This is a genomic window from Streptomyces sp. HUAS MG56, from assembly GCF_058673395.1.
This window is the reverse complement of the sequence record NZ_CM178722.1, coordinates 2,385,143-2,405,766: the sequence shown is the minus strand read 5'-3', so window position 1 is coordinate 2,405,766 and position 20,624 is coordinate 2,385,143. Positions and strand designations below refer to the sequence as shown.

The 20,624-nt window shown below is 67.8% G+C and carries 11 protein-coding genes and 3 pseudogenes; 9 read left to right on the top strand and 5 right to left on the bottom strand.

Features of this window, described 5'->3' with window-relative positions:
* Nucleotides 1-237: 237 nt before the first annotated feature.
* From AC4OXY_RS11495 to AC4OXY_RS11485, 3 genes and pseudogenes are all read right to left on the bottom strand, one after another.
* Nucleotides 238-936, bottom strand: coding sequence for a DegT/DnrJ/EryC1/StrS family aminotransferase (locus AC4OXY_RS11495; RefSeq protein ID WP_491994816.1), 699 nt, complete (start codon nt 934-936; stop codon nt 238-240).
* A gap of 48 nt (nt 937-984) precedes the next feature.
* Nucleotides 985-1,554: pseudogene (locus AC4OXY_RS11490) on the bottom strand (oxygenase MpaB family protein); the annotation flags it as partial.
* Nucleotides 1,555-1,667: 113 nt separating this feature from the next.
* A pseudogene (locus AC4OXY_RS11485) lies at nt 1,668-1,952 on the bottom strand (IS630 family transposase); the annotation flags it as partial.
* 306 nt (nt 1,953-2,258) lie between these two features.
* Here AC4OXY_RS11485 and AC4OXY_RS11480 point away from each other — a divergent pair.
* From AC4OXY_RS11480 to AC4OXY_RS11460, 5 genes are all read left to right on the top strand, one after another.
* Complete coding sequence (locus AC4OXY_RS11480) at nt 2,259-2,501, top strand: short-chain fatty acyl-CoA regulator family protein (protein WP_451237250.1); 243 nt, start codon at nt 2,259-2,261, stop codon at nt 2,499-2,501.
* A gap of 260 nt (nt 2,502-2,761) precedes the next feature.
* Nucleotides 2,762-6,667, top strand: coding sequence for a CHAT domain-containing protein (locus AC4OXY_RS11475; protein WP_491993858.1), 3,906 nt, complete (start codon nt 2,762-2,764; stop codon nt 6,665-6,667).
* 9 nt (nt 6,668-6,676) lie between these two features.
* Nucleotides 6,677-7,672: a hypothetical protein gene (locus AC4OXY_RS11470; RefSeq protein WP_451237246.1), complete on the top strand. Its 996-nt coding sequence runs from the start codon at nt 6,677-6,679 to the stop codon at nt 7,670-7,672.
* Between the two features lie 324 nt (nt 7,673-7,996).
* Complete coding sequence (locus AC4OXY_RS11465; protein ID WP_491993857.1) at nt 7,997-11,809, top strand: hypothetical protein; 3,813 nt, start codon at nt 7,997-7,999, stop codon at nt 11,807-11,809.
* A gap of 78 nt (nt 11,810-11,887) precedes the next feature.
* The gene (locus AC4OXY_RS11460; protein WP_491993856.1) at nt 11,888-12,616 is read left to right on the top strand and encodes a DUF2625 family protein; all 729 of its coding nucleotides are present in this window, start codon (nt 11,888-11,890) and stop codon (nt 12,614-12,616) included.
* Nucleotides 12,617-12,622: 6 nt separating this feature from the next.
* Here AC4OXY_RS11460 and AC4OXY_RS11455 read toward each other — a convergent pair.
* Together AC4OXY_RS11455 and AC4OXY_RS11450 are read right to left on the bottom strand one after the other, a co-directional pair.
* Nucleotides 12,623-13,419, bottom strand: a protein-coding gene (locus tag AC4OXY_RS11455) for an IS5 family transposase (RefSeq protein WP_451237388.1) whose coding sequence is annotated in 2 segments (ribosomal slippage) — nt 12,623-13,089 and nt 13,089-13,419 — 798 coding nt in all. Because the reading frame shifts where the segments join, the coding sequence is not laid out codon by codon here.
* A 217-nt stretch (nt 13,420-13,636) separates the two neighbouring features.
* Nucleotides 13,637-14,272, bottom strand: coding sequence for an SMI1/KNR4 family protein (locus tag AC4OXY_RS11450; protein WP_491993855.1), 636 nt, complete (start codon nt 14,270-14,272; stop codon nt 13,637-13,639).
* Between the two features lie 168 nt (nt 14,273-14,440).
* Here AC4OXY_RS11450 and AC4OXY_RS11445 point away from each other — a divergent pair.
* From AC4OXY_RS11445 to cas8g1, 4 genes and pseudogenes are all read left to right on the top strand, one after another.
* A pseudogene (locus tag AC4OXY_RS11445) lies at nt 14,441-15,207 on the top strand (transposase family protein).
* Entirely contained in the window at nt 15,204-15,446 is a 243-nt protein-coding gene (locus tag AC4OXY_RS11440; protein WP_491993854.1) for a tyrosine-type recombinase/integrase, read from the top strand. The pseudogene AC4OXY_RS11445 and the gene AC4OXY_RS11440 overlap by 4 nt, the downstream one beginning before the upstream one ends.
* 493 nt (nt 15,447-15,939) lie before the next feature.
* The gene (cas3g, locus tag AC4OXY_RS11435; RefSeq protein WP_491993853.1) at nt 15,940-18,429 is read left to right on the top strand and encodes a type I-G CRISPR-associated helicase/endonuclease Cas3g; all 2,490 of its coding nucleotides are present in this window, start codon (nt 15,940-15,942) and stop codon (nt 18,427-18,429) included.
* Nucleotides 18,426-20,621 (top strand): type I-G CRISPR-associated protein Cas8g1/Csx17, encoded by a 2,196-nt coding sequence (gene cas8g1 / locus AC4OXY_RS11430; protein ID WP_491993852.1) that lies wholly within the window; start codon nt 18,426-18,428, stop codon nt 20,619-20,621. The genes cas3g and cas8g1 overlap by 4 nt, the downstream gene beginning before the upstream one ends.
* The last annotated feature ends 3 nt before the right edge of the window (nt 20,622-20,624 follow it).

Below are 20,624 nucleotides of genomic sequence, written 5' to 3'. Positions count from 1 at the left end.
CGGACGTGACCGAAGGGCGTCGAGGGTTCAGAGCCGGACGGCCCGGTCCCCCGGTACGCGGCCGGTCGTGTCGAAGAGGAGGCGGGCCGTGCCGGCGAGTTCGGTGAGGTCGTACGTGCGACGACCCTGGACGAGAATCGTCAGGTCGGCGCAGCGGGCGGCGTTCAGCGGGTCCGGCCGGCGGGGCAGGGGGCACGTCGGCCAGGGAGAAGTCGTGGGTGTAGGGGGCGTGGTAGCTCACCTGCGCGCCGAGCGCGGCGAGTTCCTGCGCGATGTGGGTCGCCGGTGAGTGCCGGTGGTCGTACTCGGCGATGGCGTCCCGGCGCTCCAGCCGTGCGGCCAGCCCCGGAAGCCGGTGCAGCCGGAACGCGGCGAGCACCTCGTCGAAGCGGTTGTCGTACCCGATGCGGTCGTAGACGAACCGCCGGCCGCCCCGGCCGTGGTGCGCAGCGACCGTACGAGGCGGCCCAGCGCGGCGTCGTCGGCGACGACGGCCCCGCCTTCGCCCGCCGTGCCGAACGTCTTGACCTGGACGAACGAGAAGAGTCCCGCATCGCCCCGGCTCCCGGCGGCACGTCCGTCCAGGACGGCACCCTGCGCCACCGCGGAGTCCTCCACCAGCCGGACCTCGTGCTGCCGCGCCGGGCGCCGCAGCGCCGGCGTGTCGGCCATCACCGAGAACATGTGCGCGGGGACGACGGCCTTGGTACGGCCGGTGATCGCGCGCTCGACCTGCTCGAGGTCGACCACCATCGTCCAGGGCTGGATGTCGGCGAAGACGGGCGTGGCTGCGAGACCGACGACGGTGTTCGCCGACGGGGCACATCCGTAGGCTGGTACGACGACCTCGTCGTCCGGGTCCACGCCCATCGTGTGGAGAACGAGCGTCAGCGCCGAGGTGCCGCTGCAGCAGGCGATGACGTCCGCGACGCCCAACTCGTCGCGCAGCGCCTGCTCGACCGTGGCGATCGGCTGCGCCTTTGCCGCCGCCAGGCTCCCCGGCTTGGCCCAGCGCGGTGCCGGAGGCTGTATGAGCTCGCTCTTCAGGAGGTGGTGCATGGCCTGCCGGGCGATCGGGCTGGCGGACAACTGCGGCCGCATGCGCTCGAAATACGCGCGGACACCGTCACGGTCGGGCGGGATGTCGTTCGGGGAGCACATCTGCTGTTCCGCTGTGACGGTACATGCCTGCCAGTACTCCCGCTCCTTGGCGGCGGTGAGTTTCCCGGGGCCGTACTTCTCCTACGCGTACAGGACCGCGTGCCAGCCGGTGAGCGGGATCCACAGCTGCGAGGCGGGACCGTTGGCATCGTAGGTCCCGCCGCCGTAGGACAGATGGCCGATCGCCCTGGAACGGACCTTGACCAGGACGTCCGCGGCCTTGCACACGTGCCGCGAACCGGCGAACGCCACCGTGGCGAAGTAGCGAAGGGTCCGGTCGCAGCGCGTGCGGGAGCGCCGGTAGATGCCCTGGGCGGCGTGGACCGCGGCCACCAGCGGCGGGTCCAGCTCCTCCACCACCACGGCCCGCTGGAAACCCACCGTCGGCGCCATCGGATAGCCCCAGACCTTCCACACCACCGAGCCCGGCCCGAAGAAGCCGTGGTCCTCCTGGGGTTCGACCTCGCTGCGCTTCAGCCTCGACATGCGGCCGCTCCCTATGCACCCAGCTCTGCCTCGCGGTCCTGGTCGGGGGATTCCTTCCATGGCTTGGTGCGCTGGAAGGTGACACCACGGCGGGCGAGCAGGCCGCGTAACGCCTCGCGCCCGTTGCGGATCACCCGGCTGTGGACTTTCCGCAGGTAGACGACGAGTTTGCGCAGCGACCAACGGGTGAAAAGCTGGCCGAGCTTGATCGGGCGGGTGGCCGTCGTGACGACGAAATCCTCGTCGTCACGACTGAGCAGGCGAGGACGGCCTCCCGCCCACCGAGCGTCCAGACATGCCAGGCTGCAGCTTCTGCCCCTCCCGGTCGGTCAGTCTCCGCACACGGACAGGCTCGGCCACCTCGCCTCCAGCGGTCGGATCGGACGTCACCGCACATCCAACCGCCACGACCACCGACCCGGCGAACCTGATGCGGTCAGAGCACTAGAAGAAGCCGAGCTTCTTCGGCGAGTACGAGACGAGGAGGTTCTTGGTCTGCTTGTGGTACACGGCCTCACCCGCTTCTGACCTGCGGCAATGGATGGAATCGCCCGATGCGAAGCCGAGTTGGTCCGTCCCTGGTCCGGATCACTGAGGCCCCGACCGGGTAGATGCTTGGGGGACCTCGGCGTCCCACAGCGGCGAGGTCCGCTCCTCGATCCTGCTGCGGCATCTGCGAACGCCTCGAGTGCCCGCAGCGGGCGGCGCCGCCGCTGGGCCACCCGTTGCGGGTCGGCCCGAACGGGCGGCGCGTTGGTGCCCCGCCCCGTGGCGCCCATAGCCGCCTGCAGGGGAATGCGGCTCGGGAGGTCTTCCACCTGGTCGGACAGCTACAGCCACGACCCCGCTCATAGCGGCTGTCCTGACACGAGCCCGGTTGCGGCGGATCAGCAGCCGGTGGCTGCCGGGCCGGCGTCCAGCCAGGCCGATGACAGCTCAGTCATATAAACGGTGCTTCTCGGCGCCGACCCCTGCCACCCTGGACGAGCTGATCCCGCTCGCCTGCCACGGGATCCAGCGACTGCTGACGCTGGTCGACCGGCCCGTGCACACTGCAGTAACTCTGATCCCGGTATCGTGATTGGGTTGCCTGATATTACGGGGAGGGGCAGCGGTGCCCGAGGTGCAGCGGGAGCAGTACATAGCCGTCGTCGAACGGCTCGCCGGTCGTTGGCTCCCCACCACTGAGCAAGTCCTGCCTGCCGGGCTGCGGGCTCGCCTGATTGGCGAGCGCGCCCTCGACGCCTATGAGGAGGGAACGGACGACGGCGCCTTGATCGACGCTGTCGCAGCTCTCAGCGCCGCCGATGCCTTAGGCTCCGCAACGCCGGAGCTGCGCGAACGGTTCGGCCACCTCGCAGCACCGCCGGTGGGGATCACCCGATACGAGACCGTCGCGTCACCGGCCCCTGGTGAACCCGACCCGGACCGCCTTGGTGAGCTGCTCGACCTCGTCGACGCCCGTACGGGCGAGAGCCGGAATCTGGCCCCCATGCCACTGCCTGCAGCCTTGGGGGCTACAAACGGTTACACGGGGGAGGTCTCGGCGTATGAGCTGCTGGCCAGCATCTTGGCGATGCGCGACACCCTCGACCCTACGGAGGTTTGGGCCGACAGCGAGGAGGAGGCTTGGAGGGTGCCCCTACGGTTGGGCCGGACCCACCTCATGCGGTTCGCCGACACCCGCAATGTTGACGCATTGAACCAAGCCATCGGCGTTCTCCAGGCGGCTGCGGCGTCGGTCGAAGACGATTCCGTCCGGCAGGGGCATATTCTGCTCGGCGATCTGGCGTTGGCACAGCTCATGCGTTACGACGCTGCTAGACACGCGGATGATCTCAACGAGGCCCTGCACCGAGCCAGGACGGCACAGGGAGCTGCGGTCTCAGAGTGGGCGGGGGCCCGCTACCCCGTTTTGTGGCACAGCGTGTTGGGCGCCGCTCTCTGGTTGCGCCACGAGGCCGACGGAGACCCTGCCGACCTCGAAGCCTCGGCCGACGCGCTGTGGGGCGCCACGCAGGGATGGACCCATGTCACGTCGGTTTCATGGCTGCGTCTGACCGGGGCGATCCAACGGCAGCAATACGCGCTGTCACGGCAGGCCACTTACCTGGAAAGGGCGTTGGCCCAACACCGCCGCATCGCCACGGCGCAGATGCTCGTACACGATGCGACGGTGCTGCGCGAGGCATGGGCAAGCGTGGGCTACACCCATCTTGCCGAGTACGAACGGTCCCGCGTGCCGGACGAGCTCGACCGCGCCGTGCAACACCTCACCCGCGCACTGGAGACAGACGAGCTCCAGGAGCGCGACTCCGCTGCTCGACTCGAGTGGACCCGTGTGCTCGTCTCAGCGCAGCGTCTGCGCGTCGAGCACAGCGCTGGCCGTGACGCCTTGGAAGACCTCGTCGCCACCCTCGCGGGTGCGGTGGCAAATGCCCCCGCGGACTTTCCAGAGCGTGCTGTATGGCTCGGCACGCTCGGTGAGGCTCTCTTGTGGAGATATGAACTGGCTGGCGAGGCGGACGACTTGCGGACCGCTCGTAGTCTCCTGGAGCGCGCCGAGGACCGCTCGGCGCTGGCCACCGTCTGCCATGCCTTGTACCAGTACGGCAGCGACTTGCATGCGCTGGACGACGCCGTGCGCATGGGAGCAGAAGAGGTGCGTAGGACCGCCGGCCCCGAGGGAACGCACGTGACGGCAGCGGCCGGGCTCGGCCTAGCCCTGCTGTCCCGCGCCGAGGTGCTGCGCGCTCCGATGGATGCAATGGCTGCTGCGCGTCTCCTGGATCACTGCCTGCAGTGGGGAGATCAGTCCGCAGTGCGTCTGGCCTCACTGCGCGCCGAGTTCGGGTGCGCGCTGCTGAATCTGCATGAGCTGCCAGCTGTCGGCGCCGGGGCCGTGCCCGGCTATGCGGGCGATCCACTGGACGATGCTGCCGTGGCCCTGATCGACGCGCTGGACGTCGTCCGGAACCACGAGCGGGACTGCTCGCGGATCTACGATCTCCTCACCCGGGCGAACGTGGATGCGAGTCTGGCCATCGCACGTGAGGAGAGGCTGGGTGAGGGCGCCGGCCAGCTGCGCGCGGCACGGCCGGTCTGGACGCGTGTGCGCGAGGCGCTTGACGAGTGGGCCGTCGAGTCGGGACGCTCTCGGCTCCCGAGAAGCGACGACTGGCGCGCCGCCCTGCGTGAGGAGCCACTCACCATGCGTGGCGTGCTGCGTGAGTGCATCGTCGACACCCTCATCCGCCACCTGGGTGACCGATCCGCCGAACAGGTTCGCCGGGTCGTGGGCGAAGCGGACGTGCTCGCCCGCGCCTGTCTGGAGGCCGGGGACGTCGAGGCCGCTCTCGAACTGGTCGAATCGGGCCGGGCCCTGGCCGAGGAGGTGGCGTCCGGCGCAGTCACCGCCACCGGCTCGACGCTGGAGGAGCACCGGCGCATGCGGAGGGCGCGACGGCTGGAGGTCACCGGGCCGACCGGCACCCGGCTGCCACAGCTCATGACCGGCCCGGCATCGCCGAAGTCGGCGGATGCCCTGCGGGCCTCCTTGCTTGACGCCCTGTCGAGCACGACGGATCCGCTCGCGCACGGTTGGCCCGCCCATCTGTGTCGGACGCTGGGCGTGGACGCCGTGGTGCACCTCCTGGCTGGCCGTCACCACGGCTGGGCCCTCGTGCTGCACTCGACCGGACAACTCCATGCACTGCGGCTTCCGCAGCTGCGCTCCGGCGCACCGGACCTGGTCAACTTCACTGCCGCACACGACCAGCAACTTCGGGGAGCCGCGAACACGGCGCCGGGTGATGTGTGGCGCGGTGCGCTGCGCAAGGTCTGCGACTGGGCTTGGCGAGCAGCGGTCAAGCAGCTCTCCGAGCATTTCTCGGCCCTGGGGCCCCAGACAACGCCACGGATCGTCCTGATCCCGTCCGGGACACTGGGTCTGGTGCCCTGGCACGCGGCACGGCACCGGGTGCGCCGGAATGACGGCAGTTGGACGCACCGCTTCGCAATCGAGTCAATGTCCGTCAGCTACGCGTCCTCACTAGGGATGTTGACCCGGGTCGCCGCGCGTTCCTTGGCACCGCTCGCGGGGAGTGGGCTCGTGGTCTTCGACCCCACGGGCGATCTGCCTCATGCCCGCCAGGAGGGCGAAGACGTCTACCGCTGGTTCTATGCCAAGGGGCAGCGGCTCGGTGGCTCCGGGGAGAGCGTGGCGCCCGCCACGCCCGCCGCCGTGCTCACCGCGCTTCAGGGCCATGCGGCCGAACGCGGCCACCCAGTGGCTCACTTCGCCTGCCACGCGCGCAACGGTATCCCTGCGACGGACTCGTACTTGATGCTGGCCGGCGGGCAGCGGCTGCGAGCCGGTCGCCTTCTGGGTCTGGCCCACGGCAACAGCGCCGCACGGAGCACGCAGGCCCTGGTGGTCCTGTCCGCCTGCGCGACGGCGGTGCCGGGAGCGCACTACGACGGTGCTCTGAGCCTGTCGACGGCATTTGTCGCGGCGGGGGCAGCCGCCGTGGTGGGGTCGCTGTGGCACGTGGAAGATGCCACGACCGCCGCGTTGATGCGGGACTTCCACACTCTGCTCAACCTCGACGGAATGCCGCCTGCCGAAGCGTTGCGCACGGCCCAGCTGCGGCTGCTGCGCGAGGCCCGCGCCCGGACCCGAGGACAGAGCACCAAGGCCAGGACATCGGCGGAGGACCCCTTCTTCTGGGCCGCATTCGTCCATCAGGGCCGGGGACATCCGACGGCGCCGCCCGCTGACGGGGCCTCGTCGGTGATCGCTGAGCTCGCCGAGGACCGCACGGATGGCGGTGGGTCGTCCGGTGGCTCCGGGTTCAGACTGCCGATCTTCCCGAGTCTGCCGGGACCTGGATCGGCTGAGATCGTATGGACCTGCCCGGTGACCGACTGCGCCGAGGAGGCGATCGGCGACGATGACTCGCCCTACGCCGCCGATTGCTGTCCCGCGCATCCCGACAGCGCCTTCGTCAACTCGGCGTAGGTGGTTGCTGTGGGCGGACTCGTCAAGGGATTCCTGGAGCCGATCGCGAAGCGCTGGAGCGCTGCGATGGGCGGTCCGCTGCTGCTGTTCTGGCTTGCGGGCACGTTGATCGTGCTGTGGCGTCGTGATGACGGCGCCCATCCATGCCGCACCACCGAGTCATGGACACGCGTGTATTGCGGCATCGCCGCGCAGCAACCGGTGGGTCCCCTCGTGCTGTCCGCGGCCGCACTCGCACTCGTGGTGGTGTCCGCCTGGGCAGCCTCGGCGTCGGCTCCCTTCGTGCTCGAAGTCTTGGCGGGCCGCTGGGGCACGTCCCGGCCTGCGCTCGCGTACACCCGGCGCCGCATCGCGCGGCACCGTGCCCGGCGCGCCGCATTCGCACGACGTTCGGAGCCGCCGGCGGGGCTGAGCGGGGATGCCCTCGCCGCCTGGCAGGTGCAGACTGGCTGGCATGCCGCGCGTAGTCGGGCGGCATCCGCGCGCTATCCGCGGCCGCGCGACCCGGAACAGTTGTTGCCCACGGCACTGGGCAACGCGCTGATCTCGGTGTCCGCCGAGACGCGCCGCAAGTATGGTCTCGAACTGAGCGTCTGCTGGGACCCGTTCGTCAAAGCACTGGAGGCCCCCGACCGCGATGACCTGACGGCAGCGGCGACCCGTGTCTTCGCCCGGGTGCAGGCACTGATGTGCTCGGCGGCCACCACACTCTGGGCGGTGCTCCTGCCCGGCTGGTGGCCGCGCCTGTTCTGGATCACGTTGTGCGTCCTGTTGGTCGGGGCGGCGCACCGGGCGCTGCGCGCGGGCGTGGACGCCTACTGCCGACATGTCGGGGACATGTTCGCCCTCCACCGGGTCCGGCTCTATCGGGCGCTCGGGATCACCCCGCCGTCTTCGAGTGCGCAAGAGGTGACCTCCGGCGAGATCCTGAGCGCCGCCTTGTCCCTGTCCCTCAGCGCGCTGCCGAACGGCTCGACTCCTATTCCTTACGACTGGTCCCTCTAGCAACACAATGAGCGTTTTCCCGGACGCAGTCGGCTGTCCAGTCCGAGTTGGTCCGGATGCTGGACGAGGCGGCGGCGCTGACGCTGGGTGTGCGTAGTCCGGCTATGACTTCACGGAACAGCTAGGCGAGCTGGTGGTCCGTGCCGCTGTGCATGTGGACGCGGCGTCCAGTGAGCCTGCAAGTGACACTTTTGAAGCGGTTTTCGGACACCAGCTTTCTATGCTGGCGTACTCGGGAGAACGGGGGGCAATGTGGGCAAGGGCCGGAAGAAGACGGGACGGACAGCTCCTCAAGGGTTGGGCCGACGACTCGCAGGTATGGACATGGCCAGCATGCAGGCTCTGCTCACTGCGGCGGGCGCCAGTCCCGGAACGCGGCACAGATGGGCGTCGGTCGGGTACCTCCTTCAGCAGTTGCTGACTGCGCCGCCAACCGGGCGGTCGTCCGCCAAGGCTGTGACTGTGGGCGGGCTACTGGACGCATGCCGCCGGGAAGCGCCCTGGCTGGCTGGACTGGAGGATTTCGTTCCGTCCGATCCCCGTCAGGTCGTGCTCGCACGGCTCGGTGATGAGGTGCTGCGGCTGGCTCCCGGTCAGGTGGAGAGGCCACTGGCCGACGTCACGCGGTGGAAGACGGTGGCTCAGGCGACGGATTCGGTACTGGTGCCCGAGCTGGGGTTCGGGATCTCCGAATACGTCGAGGTTGGATTGCGGTACGCCGATCTTGCCATTGGGGCACTGGCCTCATCGTGGCCCGATGGGGACGTGCCGACAGAGGGTCCTGCAACGTTGACGGACCAGGAACTGGCGGCGGCACAGGTCCTTCTGAGGATGCCGGTGGAGGCGATGGTCGCCCCCTCCCCAACACTGCGGGCCGCGCTCAACTGGGCTACCGCACAACAGGCGGAGCCGATTTACGATCCCCGTTCCCCGCAGAGTACTTTCGGCAGGTACTTGGCCGTTTCCCATCAGCAATCCGACGATGACGCAGCGAGGTTCTGGCTACCGTTGAGCTTCCTGCCCGAAAGCCTGGGACAGGGCGTCGTTGATCTCGCTCGCCACGCCGCCTCGTCGGAAGCGAACGTCAGCCTGCGCTTTGCCCAGCTCGCAGCTGAACGTGCACGCCGAGCTCTGTGGCGGTTCTCGGACAAGATTCTCGGCCCTCCTGACACAAGCAGCGGCCCGGCTGTCTCCCCTCGTGACGTTGTGCAGTGGGTGGTGATGTTCGGCCCTGCCAGGGCGTTGCTGGTACAGATCTTCGCGCGCCCTCATCTGCAGGACGCTCAGTTGCGGGAGAAACCAGCAGCGCTGCGGATCAGCAAGCATGCCCGCGCCCATCCGGACGAAGAGGTTCGTGTGCCGCTGCCCGGCGGGTCCCTGACCCTTCCCGCGGGGACGGAGATCGTTCCGCTTCTCCTCGTCGCATCTGCCGGCCATCTTGTTGCGCCCCAGCGATCGGGCCTTGCCGCCATGTCCCTTGAAGATCTGCTCTGGGCCTCGACGACCGCCGACAGCAACACGGATCTCTATACCTTTTGCCGTGAACTTGCCGCGCCGAACAGACCCCACATGATCGTCTGGGAAGCGTTTGACCTATGGGAGTGGTGGCGCGGCAACAACAAGGCCTTCTTCAGTGGCGGCAGGGCCCCGGACTTGATGATGGTCAGCCCTCACCACAGCGCCGCCGAGTGGGAACGCGGCGAGCGCCTGCAGGAGCTGGAGCAGGCGCTGGCCCTGCTCGCCCTGCCGGGCATCGACTCGTGGGATGCCTTGGACTCTATCGGGCAAGGCCCATACGGGATCTACGAGTGGTGCCGAGCGCATGTGGATGAGCGGTCGGATGAGGTAACCCGATCGCCGGACCATGACCGTCCTGACCTGTGCGGCTGGCGGGTACGGGTCGGCAGCCCATCTGTGGCCGTACGTTCCGCGCACCCGGCTTGGGGCGACGACCATCACCAACTTCTCCACAACCTCGCAGGCTCGTATGCCTTCGGCTTCGAGCAGGTGAATGATGCGTGGAACGCGGTGCATGACGAAGCCTCGCCGGTCGGCTACGTCCTCGAAATGCGGCCCGTTACGCCGGACGAACGTGATCGCGCCGAATCAATCTGGGTCGGATCTGTCGAAACACAGTCCAGTGTGTACGGCCGGGTGATCCATGCCGAGTTCCTCGTCGACTGTGAGTTGCTCGCGGAGCAGGCCGACCATGACGCCGCAACTACGCGGGATGTCATGGCGCAGACGATCAAGTCTCTTCTGGAGCAGAGTGATCTGCCGCCGAGCGCGGCCGACACGATTGCAACGGCCTGGCACGTCGCTCCGCCCACACTTGCGATCCGCATCATGACGGCGCCTGTGAGCCGTCCACACCTTGCCCGTCCGTGGCCGGTAGATGCCCATCTGGTGGGCATGGTGGACCAGGAGGTGGCCCGTGCTGTGCAGGCAGCGGGCGTCGCACCCGGAACGTACATGGGCCCACAGGCCAAAGAACTTGACCGTGATGTGCTGGCTCCAGCCGCGTTGGACGCTCTGAACCGTCGTCTCGCCCAACACTCCTCCGACGACCTTGTCACCGTCGGGATGCGACAGATCGAACGCACCTTGGCGACGAAGAACCAGCAACTCCGGGATCTCGAACAGTCCTCCCGCCTTCTCTCGGTGGCCTGGGACCCACTGGAGCGCCAGACAGAACTCGAGCAAGAACATCTGTGGCTGAGGCGGAGCAACGAAATCGCGATCGAAGCAGCCCTGCGCGCTCAACCCACTGGAAACCGCCGCGTGGACCAGTACGCATGGATGGAGATCTCCGCTGCGGCCTCCGCCTATCTGGCAGCGACGATGCGGAGCGAAGCGATCCATCATCAAGTTCGTCCCACCGGACTGAGAATCAGCGACGCATATGAGATAACCGTGGTGACCGACTTGGCCGATGCCGATGCCGATGCCGATGCCGGGTCGGGGAGCGCGGGCTCCCGGGTGTTCGATCTGGACCTCAGCGCGTTCAGACGGGCCCGAGCGGCTCACATGCTCGCGGCTCCGGCGACGCTCGGCAGTCACGAGCAGACTGACGAGGTTGACGCAGCAGCCGAAGTCGTTGACGAGGAACAGATCGACGCACTCGTCGATCCAGCTGTTGACGCTGCCATGCTCGCCACATACGGAGCATCAGTGAGCGATATCTTGCAAGTCCTGTTCTCTATGGCCCACTGGCCGCTGGAGCCTGACGATCCGGATGCGGTGGCCGTCCCCGCAGATACCGTACGGCAACACCTGCTCGACACGTTGCGTCTCGCGGGTGAACCTGACGGACATGCCCGCATCGCTGCTGCTCAGGGGCTCCTCACCAGTACATCCGCCGCGCTACAGGCTGCCGACTGGAAGCCGTGGCATGCACGCAGCAGGCAGAAACGGCTCGTCGTCCAGCCCCTGGCCGAACTCACCGATGGGCGGCTCGTGGTCGGCCCGCAGCTCTGCTACGCGAGTGCAGGTATCTACGGCAACTTCGTGGCTCAAGGAATCCTGCCTTGGACACAGCCTCCGCCTCCGCGCCGGGTGACAGACGCTCTGGAGGCGGTTCGCGACCGCAAGAACAGAGCCCTCGAGACCGAGGTAGCACAAACACTTCGGGCAGCTGGCTACGTGGTCGAGGAGCGTATCCGGGAGCAGGATCCGCAGCGCCTGGGGGTCCCGTACCTCCAGACCGAGATCGATATAGTCGCTGGGCGCGTGGCTGACTCGGTTATCTGGCTGATCGAGGTGAAAGACCCAGCCGACGTGCACGTGACACCGGAGATCCGACGCCATCTGGACCGTTTCTACGTCGACCACCGAAAGCCGTGTTATGCGACACAGCTCCAGAGGAAACTCGACGACCTTGCACCCCGCGCCAACGAGGTGGCGGCGGCCCTCGCTTTGCCGACGTCAGCTGAGCCGCGTGTGGTCAGGGCGATCTTTGTCACCCGTGCGCCGGTGCCGGCGGGATTCGTCGGGGGCCCCTTCACATTCCACACGTTGAGGGATCTGGCGGCTGCTCTGGACGGCGCCACCAGCCAGCCGCCGGAAGTAACTGCTTCCGGCGGGACCAGCTCCCCTAGCCGGACCAGCGATGATCACGAAGCGGCCCGCAGCGAGTAAGAGATCATCTCGTTTGGTGGATTGAAGTGAAGAAGCCCCGACGGACTGCGTCTTCAGTACTGGTGCGACGATGCGGGAATGCGCGAGGTCGATGAGCTGCTCAACGTCGATGATCCAGCGTGGCCGCTCCTTCTCCAGGAGCTGTCCGACACTGACGTACCAGTTGAGGTGCTGCCCGGCGATGCCGGGACAGGCCGTGCGGGGCTGTTGCAGCTCCAGGTCTCTGCCCGGTCGAACCTGGGCGGGATTGTCCTGAATAGCGGCGGTCTGCTGGTGGACAGCGGCTGGTTGCGGATCTTCGGAAGCCCGGGTGGCGCCGACACTGAGAGGCTGCCGGGCCTGGCGGAGATCAACGTGATGCCCTCGACGTTCGATCCGGCCTGGCGGCCAGGAGCGGGACTCGTGGTTGCGCACGATGTGCTGGGTGGGGTGTTCGCTCTCAACGGAGGCGACCCGCGTGCGGCCGGTCGGCCCGGCGAGCCGGGCGAGATCATCTACTTCGCCCCCGATTCCCTTGGCTGGGAGGCGTTGGGCGCCGGGCACTCGGCCTGGCTGTCCTGGATTCTCTGCGGAGGGCTGCAGGAGTTCTATGGGGGCCTGCGGTGGGACGGCTGGCGCAGCGAGGTGTCCGTGCTGACCAGCCGGCAGGGATTGTCGTTCTTCCCGCCGTTGTGGTCGGCCGAGGCCCGCCAGGACCTGCTGGCGACCAGTCGCCGTGCGGTGCCCATGGCGGAACTGCTGGGGCTGAGCCGCGATTCGTGCCTGCAGTTCGACGGCGCCGACCCGGGGTTCCTCGGAGCCACATGAACCGGCTCACGCAGCCAGACGCCGGTAGCAGATGAGCGCGGCGGCGATGCCGGCGAAGGCGAGGAAGTGTTCGGCCTTGCGTTCGTAGCGGCGGTGCAGACGGCGGCACCCGGCAAGCCAGGCCACCGTTCGTTCCACGATCCATCGGTGACGGCCCAGGCGCTGGGAGGACTCGATGCCCTTGCGGGCGATGCGCGGGGTGATGTTCCGGGAGCGCAGCCACCGGCGCAGGTGGTCGTAGTCGTACCCCTTGTCGCCGTGGAGCTTTGAGGGCCGTCGTCGGCGCGGCCCGCGGCGGGAGCGGACGGGCGGGATGCCGCGCACCAGGGGTTCGAGCCCCTGGCTGTCGTGGGTGTTCGCGGCGGAGATGCCGATGGAGAAGGGCAGACCGGTCCGCTCAGTGATCAAGTGGATCTTTGATCCCTTCTTGCCGCGATCCACGGGATTCGGACCCGTCCGGTCCCCCCTTTCGTCGCGCGCATGTTCACGGAGTCGATGGCGCACCGGGACCAGTCCAACTCGCCACGCGAGCCGAGTTCGTCCAGGACCAGGCGGTGGAGCTTGCCCCATACGCGGGCCCGGCTCCACTCGGTGAACCGCTGGTGCGCGGTCGGCCCGGACGGGCCGAAGACCGGCGGCAGTTGCCGCCAGGTACACCCCGTCGTGGCCACGAACAGGATCGCCGCCAGCACTTCGCGGTCACCGTAGCGGCGTCGGCCGCCGCCCTGCGGACGCACCGGCGCAGCCGGGACCACCCGCTGGAACAACTCCCACAACCCGTCAGGCACCAGACGCCCCACCATCGCCATCACGGCCGCCAGCCTAGTGATCAAGCCAGTTGAGACGATCTCTAAGTACCGAACGACGGCGAAGCGAAGGCAGCAGACGGGTGATCGGCTGCACAAAGATGAGTAACACCACCGCTACCGGCCTCAAAAGAGCCGGTAGCTGGTTACACGCATACAGGTGCTACTGAGCCTTTGCCAACCTGGCTGATGAGCAGGTTGGTGAGCTCCTTGGTCAGGGTGCGGGCCACTGAAGAAAGTCCTGCACGAGCGGATCAGGCTCGCCCGTCTCGGGATCAAGGCCCGCAAGCCAGCGGCGCTGCTGCTCACGCCAGTGCACGAAAGGAGCAGTCGCACCCCAGAGGGAGGCGTCACCAAGAGGGCATACGTCGAACTCGGCTCGCATCATCTTGACCAGGAAGTCGACCATGCCACAGTCGAAGAGTGCCCATCTGGAGTCGCCGTAACGGATCTGTCGACGCCAGGCCACCACCGGCCACTTGTTGGGGTCCGGGTCAAGCATCAGCCAGCCCAGCTCGTTGGCATTGCAGCCAGAGCCCCAGGGCAGAACGGCACTGCTGGTCGCCGTGATGCCAGGGACACCGCGCTCCCTGTCCCACAGGTCCTGAAACGTAGGCTTGCTGTCCAGAATGCTCCCAGGATCCCACTGCAGGTAGTCGACGGGCACAGGTCCCAGGATCCCGAGTTCTCCGATATCACCCGCGCCATAGACGGACATGAAAGCTCGGTAATCGCTCGGGAGACGGGTACCCAGCACCTGCTCCGCTGCTGGCCAGTCCACTTGCTCATCAGCCCCGTGCTGCGGGGAGACAAGACTGAGCAGCGCCTGCAAAGAGTTCTGGACGGACACGGCACTCCCTCGATCGGGGTCGGAGGCTCACCGTAGCTGCGGGCACTGACAAGTCCCACGCCACACCCGTCCAACAGTGAGTCTTTGCCAAGCTGAGGGCGGGGCTCGGCAGTTGGGCTGACAACGTGGTGAAGCCACCAAGAGAAACATTCCCGCCAGGCGCTTCACGTGCTTGTTTACCCGTCCGGCATGGACGTGTCCAGCTCTGCTCTTCGCTTCCTCGCCCAGGAGCTGAGGCGGCACCGCCATGTGATCGGCTCCCGTTGGCGGCGGCTGAGCGCCGGCCGTCAGGCCCTTCTCGCGCTCGCCCACCTGCGGGTGTGACACACCTATGCCCAGCTCGCGGCCGGATTCGGCGTCGGAACCACGACCGCCTACCGCTACGTCACCGAGGCCGTCGATCTCCTGGCCGCCCTCGCGCCCACCTTGGCCGACGCCGTCCGCGCCGCGTCGGTGAAGGCGTACCTGCTCCTGGACGGCACACTTCTGCCGATCGACCGCATAGCCGCAGACCGGCCCTTCTACTCCGGCAAGCACAAGAGACACGGGATGAACGTGCAGGTCCTCGCCGATCCCTTTGGCCGGCTGTTGTGGGCCTCACCGGCCCTGCCCGGAGCTATCCATGACGTCCGCGCGGCTCGCGAACACGGAATTGTCGACGCCCTTGCCGAGGCCGACATCACGTCCTGCGCCGACAAGGGCTATCGGGGTGCCGGCGGCACGGTCCGCACGCCGTGCTGGGGGCGGTGGGAGACCCATTCCACCGGTCAGCAGGCGGTGAACCGGTCCCACGCAAAGGTCCGCGCACTCGTCGAGCAGGCCATGGCCACCCTCAAGTCCTGGCACTCCTCCGCAAGCTCCGGTGCTCGACGACCCGGATCACCTGCCTCGTCCAGGCCGTCCTCACCCTGCATCTGACCAGCTCAGGCCGATGATGGAAAAGCCTCACTGGCTCCGGCACTTCTTCGCCTCGGCCGGCCTGTCGAAGGGCGTTCCTGTGACAGACATGGCTGAGTGGCTGGGGCATCGCGACCCGAGGATCACCCACCAGACCTACGCGCACGTGATGCCTGACGCTCCGGAGCGTCTGAGGTCTCTTGTGGATGCCGTCTTCACGATGCAGACCGAGCTCAAATTGCCTCTTGAGTTCGAGGCAGTGGTCGTGGCCGCCTGACGCAGGGTGGGCAGACGCGGGGGTGGCCTCAGTCAAGCGAAGGACTGAGGCCAACACCTGGCCAAGCCACGGAGGTCGCTAGTCCGCCGACCGGGTGTCAACGTGGTCACCGTCGACCGCGCAGTCAGCAATATGCGGTCAGCCTGGTCTTGAACCATTGCCTGGCCGACTCCATCAGTGCCAACTCGCATTGATGCAGGTAGCCCAGCATCTGGCCAGCAGCTGAACGAGGCTCATCGGAGCATGCCGTCGCGCGCTGGCAGGTGCAGGGAGTACTGCCCCGACCGCAATGGGGTCGCGGCCGCTGAGCCCGCACCTCGGGGTGTCTCCAATCCGCTCGAGCCGGTCTTCGGCGGGCATGAAAGCGGTCAGTTTACCTGACAACGGAGCTGTCGGTCTTGCCAGGAGGCCGTTGTCAGTGGGGGCTGCCAGTATGCGACGTGGCTGTCAACTGCGCAGTGTCTGGGGAGGGATGGGCGTGGGCCGAAGGTTCGTGGAGCTGTTCCGTGCTGCGATGGACGATGCTGATGCAAGGCCGTATCCGTACCAGGAGCGACTTGCAGCTGAGGGGCTCCCGGAATTGCTGCGGGTGCCTACGGGGGCGGGTAAGACAGCGGCTGCGGTGTTGCCGTGGTTGTGGCGCCGTCTAGAGCATCCTGACGCCGAGGTCCGCGCCGGCGAGGCCCGGTGGCTGGTGTTCGTTCTGCCGCTGCGGTCGCTTGTCGAGCAGACGGCAGCCGTCGTACGAGAATGGATTGCCAAGGCTGGCCTGGGCGGGGTTGTAGGGGTCCACGTCTTCATGGGGGGCGAGGCCCGCGACGATGATGCATGGCGCATGCAGCCCTCGCGGACCGCGATCTTTGTCGGAACGCAGGACATGTTGCTGTCCCGGCTGTTGATGCGTGGGTATGGGGAGTCGCGTGCGCAATGGCCGGTGTCGTTCGGGCTTCTCCACAGTGGCGTGCAGTTCGTCTTTGACGAGACGCAGTTGATGGGGCCCGGGCTGTCGACCTCGGCCCAACTGCAAGGTCTGCGGGCGAAGCTGGGTACAGGCGCGCCGTCACGGTCGATGTGGATGTCAGCGACGCTGGCGCCGCAAGAGGTGCGCACGCCCGACCACCGTCAGGTGCGAGGCGTGGTGGAACTGGGGGAGGAAGACCGGGTCGGTGGCCTGGCAGTGCGGTTGAACGCCGTGCGCCAGGTTGAGCGGGTGGAGGTGCCCGAGTTGGCAGCGGCATACCCGGCTGGCTTGGCGCAGGTCCTCGTGGCGCGTCACGTGCCGGGGACGCGGACGATCGCGGTGTTCAACACGGTAGAGCGCGCCGTGGCGGTTCAGGCGGCCTTGGCCAAACTCGTTCGCCGGGGCAGTCCGGAAGTGGTGTTGTTGCACTCTCGGTTCAGGCCACCCGAGCGGGAATATCTGGTGGATGAGCTGAAGGCTCCGTTGTCTGCTGCTGGCCAGATCGTGGTGAGCACCCAGGTTCTGGAGGCAGGCGTTGATCTATCGTCTCGCGTGCTGTTCACGGAGGCGGCTTTGTTCTCCTCGGTAGTTCAACGGGCCGGGCGGTGTAACCGCGCCGGCGAATTCCCGGAAGGCGCCAACCTGCTGTGGGCCCCGCCTCCCTCCGGACGGGGGCAATACGCGCCGTATGAGCAAGAGGATGTCGAGACGGCGGTTGAGGCACTTACCTCGTTGGAGGGAACCTGGGTGACCTCGACGATGCTCCAGGAGATGCCCGTCGTCCCCAAGCCCGTTGTCCATCCGGTCCTGCGGTGCCGTGATCTGCTGCAATTGTTCGACACCATGCCTGACCTGAGCGGTGCGGACATCGACGTCTCCCCGTGGATCCGGGACGGCCAGGACACTACGGCACTGGTGGCGTGGCGCAGTTTGGCGGACGGCAAGCCGGGCGAGCGTGAGGCGTTTCCTGCCCGCGAGGAGTTGTGCGCCGCGCCGGTCCAGGACCTCAAGACGATCCTGAAGGACTCTTTGGGCCCGTTGTGGGTTTTGGATGCGGCGGAGGGCGCCTGGCGTCGTGCCCAGTACGCGGACATTCGCCCCGGCTCCCTGCTGCTGACCTCTACCGCCTCGGGCTGGTACGACTCGAAGCTCGGGTGGGGCCTGAGGCACCGAGGCCCGGTGACCTCACTCGCCCGGACCGGGGAGGTCCCGGACGGTATGAACAAGGACGATGCCTCCTGCGCCGACCGGTGGGTGGACCTGATCGAGCACCTTGAGGACGTCGAAAAGGAAGTCGGCTTGCTGGCAGAAGACTTGGCCCCGTTGGACGGCCTTTCCGGCGGTCATCTGGAGGCCGCTCAGCTAGCCGCTCGCTATCACGACCTGGGCAAGGCACACTCCGTGTTCGTCAACACGATTCGCCGCAGTTGTCCAGAAGGCAAGCATCCGCCGGGCGAAGGACCCTGGGCAAAATCGCGTCACCGGATGGGCCGGCACGAACGCAAGTACTTCCGGCATGAACTGATCAGTGCACTGGCACTGATGCATCCAGACGGCACCCTCCTGGAAGGCAGCCAGCACCCTGACCTGATCGCTTACCTGGCGGCGGCGCACCACGGCAAGGTGCGGATGTCGGTGCGTTCCATGCCAGGCGAGGCCGAACACGTACCGCCCCGGGTTTTGGGCGTCGAACCGGCGGACGAGGTCGGCCCGGTCGAGCTGCCGGGCGGACAGGTGCTCCCGCGCATCGTTGTTGACCCGTCCGTTCTCTTCCTTGGCGGCGGTCCGGAAGGAGCTCCCTCTTGGACGCAGCGGACCTCCCAACTGCTGTCCAGCCTCGGGCCGTTCCGACTGGCCTTGCTCGAGGCACTCGTGCGTGTCGCGGACTGGCGGGCCAGCCAGGCGTACCGCACACCGCAGTCCGCGCAGGACCAGGCCATCTCGTCGGACGAGCAGCCGTCCGTCGCCCCGCTCCCCATTCCCGCACAAGCGGGCGCATTCGAGCAGGAGGTGCTGTGGTGAGCACCCAGATTCCACTGCGCGGTTTGCGCGCCACGACACTGGGGGGCTACCTCAGTGCGCTCGGCCTGCTGCGTATTTTGGCGACCCAGCACGACACCACGACGGGTCTGCGGTGGGCAGACGACCTTCCCGTCCTGACCGGCGCTTCTAGCATCGAGGAGCTGACGGCGTGGCTCCTCGGCTCTTACCAGCCAAGCCCCATCGTCTCCCCGTGGAATGCCGGAGCGGGGTTCGCCGGCAACGGCAAGAGCGTGGAAGCCGAAAGGGCCCTGGCTCAGATGGAGGGCAGCCAGGATCCACGCCTGGCGGTCCTGCGAGAGGCCATCGCCGCAGGCCGCAAGGTCGTGGCCGAAGGGCGTGCGCGCGGCTGGGCGGGTGAGAGCCTGTGGACCAAACAGCACAAACAGTCGGTGATCAGCCTATGCCGCAACATCTTCCCCGATGAGGCGCTGCCCTGGATCGACGTGGCTGCCGTCCTCAGCGGTCCGGATGTCCACTTCAACCCGGTGGCCGGCACGGGCGGCAACTTCGGCCGCCAGGAGCTGTCCGCCACCTACCTCCAGCATCTCGCCCTGGTCCTCGGCCCCGAAGCCGACGACAGCCGTGCCGCCGCATGGGTACGCGCTGCCCTGACCGGTGCCGAAGACGTCCCGTATAAGCGAGGAGCCGTCGGCCAGTTCGACCCCGGTCGCGCCGGAGGGGTCCTGGCCTCCATCTGGGGCGAACCCGACAAGCAAGGCTTCGTCAACCCCTGGCGCACCATTTTGACCTGCGAGGGACTGCTGCTGTTCGCCAGCGCCGCAGTCCGCCGCAACGCCGCCGAGCCGGGGGCGGCGTGGCCGTTCAGCGTTCACGCCACCCCCATCGGGCACCCCACTGCCTCGGCCGGTGAGACTGCCAAGGGCGAGATCTGGGCGCCCTTGTGGGAGCGGCCCGCCAACCTCGCCGAACTAGAACAACTCTTCGGTGAGGGCCGGGCACGGTGGGCCGGGGCCCAGGCCAAAGACGGCTTGCTGTTCGCCCTGGCCATCTCCGCCCTCGGCGTCGACCGCAACCTGGCCGCCTTCCGCCGATTCGTCATCGTTGAACGCCTCGGCCAAAACCCCATCGCCATCCGGGCCACAGACGTCCCCGTCGCCCTACGCAATGAGCACACCCTGCTCGCAGAGCCGTACCTGTGGCTGACCCGGCTGCGCCGCAAAGACAAGATTCCCGCAGGAGTGGCCGCCCTGCTGCGCCAGTGTGACGGAGCCCTTTTCACCGCCATCACGGGCAGCGACACCACGGCCATGGCCCGCTTCGTGATCTCCTTTGGCCGCCTTCATGAGGCCGTCGCCCGCTCCGGACGTCTCCGAGAGGACATCGCCCCCTACCAGCCACGCCAATCCCGCATCTGGAACCCACCGCCCGATACTGCCAGCCAACTTGAGCTGCAGTTGGCTTCCGCCCTGGCCTCCCTCGCAGAGACCCGTACCGAGCGCTCCATCCCCGCGCTGCGTCCGCTGCTGACCCGGGTGACACGCAGCAGGGACCGTCTGGTGTGGGCCGACAGCCCCGCCACCGGCACCGAACTCCTCGGCTCCACCCTCGCGCAGGCACTCGCCCAGGCCCACCGCCTGCACCTGCAGACCCTCAAAGCCGCACCCGGTGACACGGCACCACCCGCCGCGGAATTTCCCGTCGGGCAGACCGTGGCACTCCCGCTCCTCGAAGGCTTCGTAGACGGGGAGTGCGATGACGAGGTGACCGCCGACTACCTGCGCGGCCTGATGGCCCTGGGCTGGACCACCAGCCAGCCAGCCCCGGCACTCCACGGGCGCGCACGAAATCCTGTGCTGGCCGTGCTGTTGCCGTTCTTCGCCACCGACCCGTTCCGGCTGGTCTCCACCTGGGGACCGGACCCCGTCGCCTTCACCGCCACGCTGCGCCCGCGCCCCGACTGGATCGCTCGACTGATCGCTGCCGGCCCCGCCGCAGTACTCGATGACGCACTGCTGCGGCTCCAACTCGCCGGATGCCGCCCGATGGTCGGCCGCCCACCGGACCGCGTCGGCGCCCTGGCTGCGCACCACACGAACGGCACACGCCTGGCTGCCGCACTCCTGATGCGCGTCCGTACCCGCGATCGCACCACGGCGCTGAGCGCCGCGACCGCGACGCGCCCCGACAAGGCATCCCCCGTCACCACCTGAAGA